This window comes from Pseudoclavibacter sp. Z016, from assembly GCF_002931215.1.
GTDB lineage: Bacteria > Actinomycetota > Actinomycetes > Actinomycetales > Microbacteriaceae > Pseudoclavibacter.
In genome coordinates this window covers 903,501-916,139 of sequence record NZ_PSTU01000011.1, presented here as the reverse complement: position 1 = coordinate 916,139, position 12,639 = coordinate 903,501, and the positions used below count along the sequence as shown (strand labels likewise).

The window sequence follows — 12,639 nt, the reverse complement described above, 5'->3', positions numbered from 1 at the left end:
CGTCATGATGCATGTGCTGACGCCGGGATTCGAGCCCACCACGGTCGACTACGCGGAGGCTCTCGCGCTCCAGCGGCGGCTGCACGCCGAGCGCGTTCGGGGAGACCGGGGCGACGCGCTTGTCCTCCTCGAACACCCGAGCGTCTACACGGCGGGGCGCCTCACCAGGCGGAGCGAACGGCCCAGCGACGGCACGCCCGTCGTCGAGGTCGACCGCGGAGGGCGGCTGACCTGGCATGGGCCCGGCCAGCTCGTCGGCTATCCGATCGTCAAGCTGCCCGAGCCCATCGACGTCGTCGCCCACGTCCGCCGCCTCGAGGCGGCCCTCATCGAGCTCGTCGCCGAGTTCGGCGTCGAGGGCGTGCAGGTCGACGGCCGTTCCGGCGTGTGGGTCGAGGACGACCACGGTGCTCGGAAGATCGCCGCGATCGGGGTCCGTGTCGTCGAAGGCTGCACGATGCACGGCTTCGCGCTCAACTGCTCCAACTCCCTCGAGCCCTTCAGCCGCATCGTGCCGTGCGGCATCGCCGACGCCGGAGTCACGTCCCTGAGCGCGGAGCTCGGGCTGTCGATCACCCCCGCGGAGGTTGCTCCGAGAGCGGCCGAACTACTCACCGCTCACCTCGGTGTCGACGCGGGAGTCGCAGCGTGACGATCAAGCCCGAGGGCCGCAAGCTGCTCCGCGTCGAGGCGCGGAACGCCCAGACACCCATCGAGCGCAAGCCGGAGTGGATCAAGACGAGAGCGAAGATGGGGCCGGAGTTCCGGCAGGTCTCGGAGCTCGTCAAGGCGGGCGGCCTGCACACCGTCTGCCAGGAGGCAGGCTGCCCGAACATCTACGAATGCTGGGAGGACAGGGAGGCCACGTTCCTCATCGGCGGTTCGCAGTGCACCCGTCGCTGCGACTTCTGCCAGATCGATACGGGCAAGCCTGCCGACTACGACACCGACGAGCCGCGCCGGGTGGCGGAGTCCGTCACGACCATGGGGCTGCGCTACGCGACCGTGACCGGAGTCGCCCGTGATGACCTGCCGGACGAGGGCGCCTGGCTGCACGCGGAGACGGTCCGGCGCATCCACGCCGAGAACCCGGGGACCGGTGTCGAGATCCTCGCGACGGACTTCTCCGGCAACCCTGCGCTTCTCGGAGAGGTCTTCTCCTCGAGGCCCGAGGTGTTCGCGCACAACGTGGAGACCGTGCCTCGCATCTTCAAGCGCATCCGCCCCGCCTTCAGATACGAGCGCTCGCTCGACGTCCTCACGCAGGCCAGGGCCGCGGGGCTCGTCACGAAGTCCAACCTGATCCTCGGCATGGGGGAGGAGCGCGATGAGATCGAGCAGGCGCTCGCCGACCTTCACGATGCGGGCTGCGACATCATCACGCTCACGCAGTATCTCCGGCCGAGCCCAAGGCACCTGCCCGTGGCGCGGTGGGTCAAGCCGCAGGAGTTCATCGCGCTCAAGGCCGTGGCCGAGGAGATCGGCTTCCTCGGGGTGCTCGCCGGCCCGCTCGTCCGCTCCTCCTACCGCGCCGGTCGACTCTGGGCACAGGCTGCTCGACGCCGCGGGATGCCCATCCCGCAGCATCTTCAGCACCTCGCGGACTCCGCATCCAGCGAATTCGCTCAAGCGGTGGGCTGACCCCGCCGTCTCGCAGTCGAGGCGGGTTACCATTCCGGCATGCTCGAAGTCTGGATCGCTGTCGGAGCCGTGCTCCTCATCGTCATCGCCGTAGTCGTCTACGTCGTCGCCACCAACCGCTCGCTCAAGCGCCTGAGCGCCCGCGTCGACGGAGCGTGGAGCGACATCACGACGCAACTGGCGGCCCGCGAGGAGCTGCTCCCGCAGCTCGAGACGCGTGTGCGCGGCCTCGCGACGCATGAGGACAAGGTCTTCGCGGCGTTCGAGGAGGCTCGAGCCGCGAGTTCGCGCGCGACGACACCCGAAGAGGTGAGCGCGGCCGAGAACCTCGTGCAGGGCTCGCTGCGCGGCGTGTTCGCCGCGGCAGAGGCATACCCGCAGCTCCAGTCCAGCCGCGAGTTCCTGCAGCTGCAGTCCGACCTCGTCGACGTGGAGAACCGCATCCAGGCGTCGCGTCGCTTCTACAACGGGGGAGTGCGCGAGTACAACACCAAGGTGAAGGTGTTCCCGAACAACCTCGTCGCGGGCCCGCTCCACTTCGAGCAGCGGACCTTCTTCGAGGTCGCCGACCGGGCTGCCATCTCGCAGCCCCCTCGGGTGCAGTTCTAATGGCATCGCAGCGTCCGCGGGCGCTCCTAGTATTGAGCCTATGACCGAACGCGACCTCGACGAGACTGCCGCCAAGGCGGCATCGCCGAGAACCGGCTCCACCCTGGCGCAGAACCCCACGCCAGCGCTCCGCAACGAGAGCGAGGACGAGCTCGTGCCCCGGGGGCTGCGCATCGGCGCGGCCTGGGCCTGGCGCACCGTGGCCATCCTGCTGGCCCTGATTCCCCTCGGGTGGCTCGTCGCACAGGCATCGATCCTCGTCATTCCGCTGCTCGTGGCCGCGCTCCTGGCGTCGCTGCTCGCACCGCTCATGAAGTGGCTCGTGGGTGTCGGCCTCCCGAGGTGGGCGGCGCTCATCCTGTCGCTCATCGTCCTGCTGGTCGCGATCGGCACGCTGATCAGCCTGGTCGTCAGCCAGTTCGCGCAAGGCTTCAACCTCGACCTGGGCAAGCTCGAGGCTCAGTACCAGCTGGCGCTGCAGTTCCTCAGAGACTCCCCGCTGCATGTCACCGAGGAGCAAGTCGACGCGGGACTCAGCGAGATCGTCGGCTGGGTGCAGTCGAACGTGAACTCCATCGCGTCCCAGGCGGTCTCGGTCGGCTCCAATGTCGTCGCCTTCCTCGCCGGCACGCTCGTCACCGCCTTCGCCCTGATCTTCTATCTCCTCGACGGCCGCAGCATCTGGCTCTTCATCGTGTCGATCTTCCCCAAGAAGGCGCGCGCCGCCATCGACGGTGCTGGCCAGCGGGGCTGGATCTCGGTCGGCCACTACGTGCGCGTCCAGGTGCTCGTCGCGCTCATCGACGCCGTCGGCATCTACCTCGGTGCCGTCATCCTGCAGGTGCCGTTCGCGTTGCCGATCGGCGTGATCGTCTTCCTCGCGTCGTTCGTCCCCTACATCGGCGCGATCTCGGCCGGCACGATCGCCGTCGCCGTGGCGCTGGCCTACAACGGCTTCCTCAATGCGCTCATCATGCTCATCGTCGTCGTCGCGGTCATGCAGATCGAGTCGCACATCCTGCAGCCGCTCATCATGGGCAGCGCCGTGAAACTGCACCCGCTCGCGGTGCTGTTGTCGGTGAGCGCAGGAACCATCTTCGGCGGCATCGCCGGCGCCGTCTTCGCCGTTCCCCTCGTCGCGGCAGGCAAGGTCATGGTCCAGTTCATCTCGCGTGGCACTTGGCGCGATGACCCCGACCCGACGAAGATCACGCAAACCCCCGTATCCAAGCGCGAGAAGGCCAAGCGCGAGAAGAAGGCAAGCACGGTATGACCGCTCCCACCATCACGCTGGAACAGATCGTCGCCGCACGTGAAATCGTGCGGCAGGTCATCTCCCAGACCCCCATCGACTCGGCCCGGTTCCTGTCCGAGAAGCTCGGCTCTCCTGTGCTCCTCAAGTGCGAGAACATGCAGCGCACGGGCTCGTACAAGATCCGCGGGGCGACGTACCGCCTTTCGCGGCTGAGCGAGGAGCAGCGCTCGCGTGGAGTCGTGGCCGCCTCGGCCGGCAACCACGCGCAGGGCGTCGCCTTCGCGGCCCGCGAGCTCGGCATCAAGGCGACGATCTTCATGCCGGTCGGCGTTCCGCTGCCGAAGCTGCAGGCGACCCGCGGCTACGGTGCAGAGGTCGTCCTGACCGGCGTCAACGTGGCGGATGCGCTCGTCGCGGCCAAGCAGTTCGCCGTCGACACCGGGGCCGAGTTCATCCACCCGTACGACCACGCCGACATCATCACGGGCCAGGCCACCCTCGCGCTGGACATCCTCGAGCAGGCGCCCGACGTCGACACGATCATCGTGCCCATCGGCGGCGGCGGGCTCATCTCGGGCGTCAGCGTCGCGGCGAAGCTCCTCGGCGAGCAGCGTGGGCGGCCCATCCGCATCATCGGCGTGCAGGCGGCCAACTCTGCGCCGTTCCCCGTCTCGCTCGAGGCCGGCTACCCCGTGAAGATCCAGGCTCGCCCGACCATCGCCGACGGCATCGCCGTCGACATGCCCGGCGAGATCACCTTCGAGGTGGTCCGCAATCTCGTCGACGAGGTCGTCACCGTCTCGGAAGACGACATCTCGCGCGCCATCCTGCTCCTCGTCGAGCGGGCCAAGCTCGTGGCCGAGCCGGCAGGTGCGACCGCCGTCGCTGCCATCCTCGCGGACAAGATCAAGGACGCGGGCACCACGGTCGCCATCCTGTCCGGCGGCAACATCGACCCGCTCATGCTCGAGAAGGTGCTGAGCCGCGGCCTCGCCGCCTCTGACCGCTACCTGAAGCTCGTCATCGAGCTGCAGGACGTTCCCGGCCAGCTCGCGCTGATCGCGAAGACCATCAGCGAGGTGAACGCGAACGTGGTCGAGGTGCTGCACACCCGCCACAACAAGGGTCTGCAGGTGAGCCACGTCGAGCTTGAGGTGTCGGTCGAGACTCGAGGCACCGAGCACTCCCACCAGGTGATGGATGCGCTGCGTGCGCTCGGCTACCAGCCGCGGACGAGCAGGGACGCGTCCCCGCTTCCCTGATCGCGAGCACCCTCGCAGGAACGAGAAGAGGACCTCCCGCGGGAGGTCCTCTTCGTGTGTCCGAGTGCGTGGCCGCGTCGAACGGCTACGGGTGGAAGGTCTCGACCTCGGTGATCTCGACGTCGATGGAGTTGCCGTTCGGCGCCTCGTAGCTCGTGGATGCGCCGATCGCGAGGCCGAGGATCGAGGCTCCGAGCGGGCTCTCGCCCGAGTAGACGCGCAGCTGGGTCTGAGACGCCATCTCGCGGCTGCCGAGGAGGAACTTCTGCTCCTTGCCGCCGATCTTCGCCGTCACGACGGTGCCCGTCTCGACGATGCCGGACGCTTCTGGCGCTTCGCGGACCTCGGAGTTCTTCAGCATCGTCTCGAGCTGGTTGATGCGGGCTTCGATCTTGCCCTGCTCGTCCTTCGCCGCGTGGTAGCCGGCGTTCTCCTTGAGGTCGCCGTCTTCGCGCGCCTCTTCGATGCGCTTGGCGATCTCTTCACGACCGTTCACAGCGAGCTCGTCGAGCTCCGCCTTGAGGCGGTCATACGTCTCCTGGGTGAGCCAGGTCACCGATGGGTTAGCCATGCTGGAACTCCTTGTGCAGCCGGATACGACCAAAGCCCTGACGCGAGTCAGGGCCTCTGGTGCCATTCTACGGCAACCAGCATTCCTTCACCAAAGCCGTGGTTCCTGCCTTCGTGGTGCGCACCTGCGCGTTGAGGACCTGCGAGGCCTCGTCGGTCGCGGGGACGTCGACGATGTCCCAGCCGACGACCGCCTGCTGCTCGTCGCGGATCTCGATCGCGCACGTCGCCTCGGTTCCGGCAGGGGCGGTGATGCGGTAGTCGAAGCTCACGTTCGCGTCGTCGACGATGGAGAAGCGCACCGTGTCGGCTCGGATCGCCGAGGAGGAGACAGGGCCGACCGTCGTCGTCGCCCAGAAAGCGACGACGGCGATGACGAAGATGCCGACGACCATCCAGATCCAGCGCTCCGGCTTCTTCTCCGAGCGAGGCGCGCGGGCGCCGTAGCGGTCGACGAGGTCAGCTGAGGTGGCGGCGGTGTCGGCGCGGGTCTCGCGTTCAGCTGACACGTGGATTCCTCTCGACTGAGGGCGGGCGCGGCCAGAAAGTGCGGGCCGCGCGAGATAGGCTCTCTGTCTAGGTTAACGTTCCCCGAGGAGACCAGTGACACTTCGACTGATGGCGGTCCACGCCCATCCCGACGACGAGTCCAGCAAGGGCGCCGCGACATACGCCGCGTACCGTGCCAAGGGCGCCGAGGTCATGGTGGTGAGCTGCACCGGAGGCGAGGCCGGCGACATCCTCAACCCGGGTCTCGAGTCCGTCTCGCACGCCCAGCGCGACCTGGCGGGACTCCGGCGCGTCGAGATGGCTGCCGCCCAGGAGTTCCTCGGCGTCGAGCACCGCTGGCTCGGGTACGTCGACTCCGGCATGGCCTCGGAGGACGGATCGCTGCCGCTGAACTCGTTCGCGAGCATCCCCCTCGACATCTCCGCGCGTCCGCTGCTGCGCCTGGTCAGGGAGTTCCGCCCGCACGTGCTCGTCACGTACGACGAGAACGGCGGCTACCCGCACCCCGACCACATCCGCACCCACGACATCTCGATGCGCGTGTGGCGGGAGTCGGGCCTCGCGACGCACCCCGAGCTGGGCTCGCCGTGGCGCATCTCGAAGCTGTACTACGACCGCACCATGAACGGGAAGCGGGCAGACAGCCTCCTGCAGCACATCAAGGCGCTCGACCCCGAGTCGCCGCTGCTCGAGCGCCTCGAGCAGATGCTCGCCTGGATGCGAGACAAGCCGAGCAACGTGACGACGCAGATCCAGATCGACGAGTTCTTCGACGCCCGCGACTCGGCGCTTCGCTCGCACGCGAGCCAGGTGGCGCCTGACAGCGGGTTCTTCGCGATTCCTCGCGACATCGAGGCCGCGGCGTACCCGTACGACGACTTCGAGCTCGTCGACTCCCGAGTGGATGCCCCGACGCCAGAGACCGACCTGTTCTCGGGCGTCGACGAACGCAACGACGACAAGCAGGGCGCTGCGGAGGCCTCCGAGTGATGCTGCTCGCCTCCGCCCAGTCCTGGGTGCTGTCGCTTGCGGCGACGGCGCCGACGCCTGGGGAGGAGCTGCCCTTCAACCCGGACGACGTGACGCCGGGCCCGCTCGGCTTCTTCGTCTTCATCTTCGTCGCCGTCGCGACCGGCCTCCTGGTGATGGACCTCATCCGCCGCACGAGTCGGGTGCAGGCGAGGGCTCGTATCCGCGAACAGCTGCAGGCCGAGATGGCAGCGAACGAGGGAACGGTGGCCGAGGGCACCGAGAGCCCTCAGCTCGGCCAGGAGCCCGAGGAGCAGGCCGCGCCTGAGCATCGCGAGCCCGACCACGAACCCCCGGCGGCCAAGCCCTAGGCGAAGACCGGCGGGTCGATGCAGAGCAGCAGGATGCCCGTCCACTGGCTGAGGAACGCCAGCACCGTGAACACGTGGAACAGCTCGTGGAAGCCGAAGTGCCCCGGCCAGAAATTGGGGCGTTTGAGCGCGTAGAAGACGGCGCCGGCCGTGTAGAACAGGCCGCCGACGACGATGAGCACCACCGTGGCCACGTTCACGGCGGCGATGTCGCCGAGGTAGGCGACGGCAGCCCAGCCGAGCGCGATGTACAGGGCGACGTACAGCCACCGCGGGGCGCCGATCCAGAACACGCGGAAGCAGATGCCAAGCAGCGCTGCGCCCCAGACGATCGCGAACAGCGGCCACCCCTTCTCCGGCGGCAGCGCGACCAGCGCTATGGGTGCGTAGGTCCCAGAGATGAGCAGGAAGATGTTCGCGTGATCGAACCGCTTGAGGGCGACCCGCGTCTTCTCGCTCCAGTTGAAGCGGTGGTAGAGGGCGGAGATGCCGAAGAGCAGCCAGGAGCAGATCGCGTAGAGCGCGCAGGCCAGCTTGGCGGTCGTGCCCTCGGCGAGCACGATGAGCACGATCCCCGCCGCGATCGAGACGGGAAGCGTGCCGGCGTGCACCCAGCCCCGCCACGATGGCTTCGCCTCGGCGACGCTCGCGCCCGATTCAGCTTCGAGCAGGGGCAAGTGCACGGTGGGCTCCTGGCCCGAGTCGAGTTCCGAATCCGCGTGATGTTCTGAAGCCACCCTCGCACTCTACGCGGCCCCGTGCACGTGCATCTGACCCGTGGTCCGGTACGTTGTTCGAACCATGTCGATGATTCCCACGAGCCTGCGGAGCTTCCTGTACGGGCTGTACACGAGGCGACTGCGCCGATCTCTGCACGGTCGTCCCAAGCCGAAGCACGTCGCGATGATCATCGACGGCAACCGGCGTTGGGCCAGGCAGCTCGGGTTGCGGGATGCGGCCCAGGGGCACGCAGCGGGGGCCGCCAAGATGATGGAGTTCCTCGCCTGGTGCGACCGGGAAGGCGTCCAGGTCGTGACCCTCTACCTCCTGTCGAACGACAACCTCAAGAACCGCAGCAGCGAAGAGCTCGACGCGCTCATCGACATCATCGAGAAGCTCGCGATGCAGATCGCCGACAACGCGCGCTGGCGGGTGCACCACGCCGGATCTCCCGAGCACCTCCCTTCCGGACTCGGGGCGACGCTCGAGCGTCTGCAACGCGACACGGCGCAGCGTCGAGGCATGCACGTGAACCTCGCGGTCGGGTACGGAGGCCGCAGCGAGATCGTCGACGCGATGCGCAGGATCGTGCGCGCACACGCGGCAGATGGTGGCGACGTCGCGGCCCTCGCGGACATCCTCACGCCTGACCTCATCGCCGAGCACCTCTACACGGGCGGCCAGCCGGACCCCGACCTGGTCATCCGCACCTCCGGTGAGCAGCGGCTCAGCGACTTCATGCTGTGGCAGTCTGCGCACTCCGAGTTCTACTTCGTCGAGGCACTGGGACCCGACCTGCGCGAGGTCGATTTCCTCCGCGCGCTGCGCGACTTCGCGTCCCGCCAGCGACGCTACGGCCAGTAGCCGCGACGCTCCCAGACACGACACGAAATTTAACTTTCGCCTGCGCGTGGCGTGGTCCCCGCCGTCGTACGTTAATGCCATCAGGTACGGTGCCTGATCGAAACGGCCACAGGTTCCCGAAGTTCGTTTCCCCCTACCGAGTGCCCCTGTGGTCGGAACGTAACCCAGCGACGAGCGAGAGCTTGGCGAAGGAGCGGAACTGCCGTGATACCCGCACAGCGCAACACCGACCACCTCGAGAACGAGGAAGGGGGCGCCGTGCATGCCGCGGTTCCCGACTCGTCCATCTCGACCCGCACCTACGTGCTCGACACGTCGGTGCTGCTCAGCGATCCGAGGGCACTCTTCCGCTTCGCGGAGCACGCGGTCGTCATCCCCGTGGTCGTGATCACGGAGCTGGAGAAGAAGCGCCACGACCCGGAGATCGGGTACTTCGCCCGCCAGGCGCTCAGGTTCCTCGACGAGCTGCGCATCAAGCATGAGCGCCTCGATTTCCCCATCGCCATCGGGGAGGCAGGCGGCACGCTGCGCGTCGAGCTCAACCACTCGAACATGAGCGTCCTCCCCAGCGGAATGCAGCTGGGAGACAACGACACACGCATCCTGGCCGTCGCGCAGAACCTCGCTGGTGAGGGCCTCGCCGTGACGGTGGTGTCCAAGGACCTCCCGATGCGCGTGAAAGCCTCGGCGATCGGCCTGGCTGCTGAGGAGTACCGAGCCGAGCTGGCCCGCGACACCGGTTACACGGGGGTCGCCGAGATCTCCCTCGGCGCGGACGAGCTCGACACGCTGTACACGGACGAGACGGTCGCGACCGCCACCGTCGACGAACTGCCCATCAACACGAGCCTCGTGATCCACTCGGACCGCGGATCAGCACTCGGACGCGTGTCGGGGAAGGGCGCCGTCCGACTCGTCCGCGGCGACTTGGACGTGTTCGGCGTGCACGGGCGGTCTGCGGAGCAGCGACTCGCCATCGACCTGCTGCTCGACTCCTCGATCGGCATCGTCTCCCTCGGCGGACGCGCGGGCACTGGGAAGAGTGCCCTCGCCCTGGCTGCAGGGCTCGAGTCGGTGCTCGAGCGCGGGCTGCACCGGAAGATCATGGTCTTCCGACCGCTCTTCGCCGTCGGCGGGCAGGAGCTCGGCTTCCTGCCCGGCGATCAGGGCGAGAAGATGAACCCGTGGGGCCAGGCGGTCTACGACGCCCTGTCGGCGATCGTGTCGGAGAACGTCATCGACGAGGTCATGGACCGGGGGATGCTCGAGATCCTGCCCCTGACGCACATCCGGGGCCGGTCGCTGCACGACGCGTTCGTGATCGTCGACGAGGCGCAGTCGCTCGAGCGGAACGTGCTGCTCACGATGCTCTCTCGGATCGGCAAGAACTCTCGCGTGGTGCTCACCCATGATGTGGCGCAGCGGGACAACCTGCGCGTCGGCCGGCACGATGGGGTGGCCTCGGTCATCGAGACCTTGAAGGGACACAAGCTCTTCGCCCACATGACGCTCACGCGGTCCGAGCGCAGCGACATCGCGGCGCTCGTCACGGAGCTGCTCGGCGACTACGAGGTGTGATGGGGACGCGGGCCCGGCTCGGTTGCGCTGCACCGAGTCGGGCCTCGACCTGGCCTGTGGGGAACTTCTGCGGGTGGCTCCAGATCTGACTAGTGTCCGGGCATGGCAGAACGTGCGGAGGCCGACCCCCTTACTGTGACGGGGCCGGATCCCCTGCGCGGTGCTTCGGACGCGCAGGGTCCGGTCCCGCGGTCACGGTGGTCGCGCGCCGGAGCGGCGCTGTGCGTCGGGGCGCTGCTCGTGATCGGCGTGGCATCGGCGGTCCCGCAGCACCCGGAGCTCCTGCCGGCGGCGCTCGCCGTCGCAGCGGTTACTCCACGACTCGTGGCGGTGGATGCCCGGGAGCACCGGCTGCCGAATCGCCTCGTCGCGCTCGGGGCGCTCGGGGTCCTCATCGCCTGGGTCGCCGACTGGGCGCTGCACGGAACGCCGGATCTTCTCGCCGCCGCCACCGGCGCCGCGGCAGGGGCCGTCCTGCTCGTCCTGGCGCTCACCGGCGGCCTCGGCATGGGCGATGTGAAGCTCGGGGCCGTGCTCAGCTGGGCGGCGGCGCTCGTCGACCCCTCGCTCGCCGTGCTCCTCGGCGTGCTGGCGATCCTCATCGGGGGAGTGCAGAGCGTCGTCGTCCTGGCACGGACCCGGGATCGCCGTCGCAGCATCGCGTTCGGGCCGGCGCTGCTCGCCGGGTACTGGCTTCCCGTCTTGTGGCTCGCCGTGCCGTTCGGGTAGTGCCGGCGCTCGCGCTCGCGCTCGTGCTGTCGAGGCGCAGGCCTCTGGGGACGCAGAAGGCCCGCCGGGTTCTCCCGGCGGGCCTTCTGCTGTCGGCTCTTCGCCTACAGGTTGGGCGTGGTCATGCTGAGCACGTCGAGCTTCTCGTCGAGCTGCTCTTCCGTGATGTCGCCGCGCTCGACGTAGCCGAGGTCGATGACGGACTGGCGCACCGTGACCTTGTTGGCAACCGAGTACTTCGCGATCTTGGCTGCCGCCTCGTACCCGATGATGCGGTTGAGCGGGGTCACGATCGAGGGCGACGACTCGGCGAGCGCGCGGGCACGCTCCTCGTTCGCGACGAGGCCATCGACGGTCTTGTCGGCGAGCACACGCACGCCATTGGAGAGGAGGCGAATCGACTCGAGGAGCGCGGTTCCCATGACCGGGATCTGCACGTTGAGCTCGAACGAGCCGGACGCTCCGCCGAAGACGATGGCTGCGTCGTTGCCGATGACGCGCGAGGCGACCATGAGCACGGCCTCCGGGACGACCGGGTTCACCTTGCCCGGCATGATCGAGGAGCCAGGCTGCAGGTCGGGGATCTGGATCTCGCCGAGTCCCGTGTTCGGGCCCGAGCCCATCCAGCGGAGGTCGTTGTTGATCTTGATGAGGCTCACCGCGATGGTGCGCAGCGCGCCGGAGGCCTCGACGAGGCCGTCGCGTGCGCCCTGAGCCTCGAAGTGGTCGAGGGCCTCGGTGAGCGGGAGCTTCGCGTTGTCGGCGAGCTCGGCGATGACCTGCTGAGAGAAGCCGGCAGGCGTGTTGATGCCGGTGCCGGTCGCGGTGCCGCCGAGGGGGACCTCAGCGACGCGCGAGATGGTCGACTGCACGCGCTCGATGCCGAGGCGGATCTGACGGGCGTAGCCCGCGAACTCCTGTCCCAGCGTGACCGGGGTGGCGTCCATGAGGTGCGTGCGCCCGGCCTTGACGGTGGATGCCCACTGCTGCGCCTTGCGGTCCAGGGCCTCGGCGAGGTGCGTGAGACCCGGGATGAGGTCGTTGAGGAGCGCGTCCGTCACGGCGACGTGCACGGAGGTCGGGAAGACGTCGTTCGACGACTGCGACGCGTTGACGTGGTCGTTGGGGTGGACGGGGCCGCCGAGGCCGCGCGTCGCGAGTGTCGCGAGGACCTCGTTGATGTTCATGTTCGAGGAGGTGCCGGACCCGGTCTGGTAGACGTCGACCGGGAACTGGTCGAGGTACTTGCCGTCGATGATTTGCTCAGCGGCCTCAACGATCGAGTCGGACACCGGCTGCTCGATGATTCCGAGCTTCGCGTTGACGATCGCGGCGGCGCGCTTGATGCGCGCGAGGGCGATGATCTGGCCCGGCTCGAGGCCTGCACCGGAGATGGGGAAGTTCTCGACTGCGCGCTGCGTCTGCGCGGCGTAGAGGGCGTTCTTGGGAACGCGGACCTCGCCCATCGTGTCGTGCTCGATGCGGTACTCGTCTTGATTTTCCACCACGTTGTGTGACCTTTCCAGGTAGCCGATCTCTGTCCGAGCCAGCCTATCGAGTC

Annotated in this window: 14 protein-coding genes; 10 read left to right on the top strand and 4 right to left on the bottom strand. The window is 68.1% G+C overall.

Features of this window, described 5'->3' with window-relative positions; genetic code table 11:
* The first annotated feature begins 4 nt into the window (after positions 1-4).
* Genes lipB through ilvA form a run of 5 tightly spaced genes read left to right on the top strand, consistent with a single transcriptional unit; the run spans position 5 to position 4,767 of the window.
* On the top strand, positions 5-652 hold the full coding sequence (gene lipB / locus C5B99_RS10390; protein ID WP_104241647.1) for a lipoyl(octanoyl) transferase LipB: 648 nt from the start codon (positions 5-7) through the stop codon (positions 650-652).
* Positions 649-1,641 (top strand): lipoyl synthase, encoded by a 993-nt coding sequence (lipA, locus tag C5B99_RS10385; protein WP_104241646.1) that lies wholly within the window; start codon positions 649-651, stop codon positions 1,639-1,641. Before lipB ends, lipA begins: the two co-directional genes overlap by 4 nt.
* Before the next feature lie 39 nt (positions 1,642-1,680).
* A complete protein-coding gene (locus tag C5B99_RS10380; protein WP_104241645.1) occupies positions 1,681-2,250 on the top strand; it encodes a LemA family protein in 570 nt (189 codons plus the stop codon).
* Positions 2,251-2,290: 40 nt separating this feature from the next.
* Positions 2,291-3,523 carry an AI-2E family transporter gene (locus C5B99_RS10375; protein WP_104241644.1) on the top strand — a complete coding sequence of 411 codons (1,233 nt, stop codon included), beginning with the start codon at positions 2,291-2,293 and terminating at the stop codon, positions 3,521-3,523.
* A complete protein-coding gene (gene ilvA, locus C5B99_RS10370) occupies positions 3,520-4,767 on the top strand; it encodes a threonine ammonia-lyase (RefSeq protein ID WP_104241643.1) in 1,248 nt (415 codons plus the stop codon). The genes C5B99_RS10375 and ilvA overlap by 4 nt, the downstream gene beginning before the upstream one ends.
* Before the next feature lie 85 nt (positions 4,768-4,852).
* On the opposite strand, the gene greA is transcribed toward ilvA, so the two are convergent.
* Both greA and C5B99_RS10360 read right to left on the bottom strand, forming a co-directional pair.
* Positions 4,853-5,338 (bottom strand): transcription elongation factor GreA, encoded by a 486-nt coding sequence (greA, locus tag C5B99_RS10365; RefSeq protein WP_104241642.1) that lies wholly within the window; start codon positions 5,336-5,338, stop codon positions 4,853-4,855.
* A 67-nt stretch (positions 5,339-5,405) separates the two neighbouring features.
* Positions 5,406-5,846 (bottom strand): DUF4307 domain-containing protein, encoded by a 441-nt coding sequence (locus tag C5B99_RS10360; protein ID WP_104241641.1) that lies wholly within the window; start codon positions 5,844-5,846, stop codon positions 5,406-5,408.
* Between the two features lie 109 nt (positions 5,847-5,955).
* Here C5B99_RS10360 and mca point away from each other — a divergent pair, with 109 nt between their 5' ends.
* Together mca and C5B99_RS10350 are read left to right on the top strand one after the other, a co-directional pair.
* On the top strand, positions 5,956-6,837 hold the full coding sequence (mca, locus tag C5B99_RS10355) for a mycothiol conjugate amidase Mca (RefSeq protein WP_104241640.1): 882 nt from the start codon (positions 5,956-5,958) through the stop codon (positions 6,835-6,837).
* On the top strand, positions 6,834-7,187 hold the full coding sequence (locus C5B99_RS10350; protein WP_374953437.1) for a hypothetical protein: 354 nt from the start codon (positions 6,834-6,836) through the stop codon (positions 7,185-7,187). The genes mca and C5B99_RS10350 overlap by 4 nt, the downstream gene beginning before the upstream one ends.
* Here C5B99_RS10350 and C5B99_RS10345 read toward each other — a convergent pair.
* On the bottom strand, positions 7,184-7,924 hold the full coding sequence (locus C5B99_RS10345; RefSeq protein ID WP_258063140.1) for a hemolysin III family protein: 741 nt from the start codon (positions 7,922-7,924) through the stop codon (positions 7,184-7,186). The genes C5B99_RS10350 and C5B99_RS10345 overlap by 4 nt on opposite strands.
* 70 nt (positions 7,925-7,994) lie before the next feature.
* Between C5B99_RS10345 and C5B99_RS10340 the strand changes: the two genes are divergently transcribed.
* The 3 genes from C5B99_RS10340 (at position 7,995) to C5B99_RS10330 (ending at position 11,078) form a co-directional block, all read left to right on the top strand.
* Positions 7,995-8,771, top strand: coding sequence for an isoprenyl transferase (locus C5B99_RS10340; protein WP_374953192.1), 777 nt, complete (start codon positions 7,995-7,997; stop codon positions 8,769-8,771).
* A 258-nt stretch (positions 8,772-9,029) separates the two neighbouring features.
* A complete protein-coding gene (locus tag C5B99_RS10335) occupies positions 9,030-10,349 on the top strand; it encodes a PhoH family protein (RefSeq protein ID WP_258063174.1) in 1,320 nt (439 codons plus the stop codon).
* Positions 10,350-10,451: 102 nt separating this feature from the next.
* On the top strand, positions 10,452-11,078 hold the full coding sequence (locus C5B99_RS10330) for a prepilin peptidase (RefSeq protein ID WP_104241637.1): 627 nt from the start codon (positions 10,452-10,454) through the stop codon (positions 11,076-11,078).
* A 104-nt stretch (positions 11,079-11,182) separates the two neighbouring features.
* Here C5B99_RS10330 and C5B99_RS10325 read toward each other — a convergent pair whose 3' ends face one another.
* Positions 11,183-12,544, bottom strand: a complete 1,362-nt coding sequence (locus tag C5B99_RS10325) for a class II fumarate hydratase (RefSeq protein WP_374953467.1) — start codon at positions 12,542-12,544, stop codon at positions 11,183-11,185.
* Positions 12,545-12,639 lie beyond the last annotated feature (95 nt).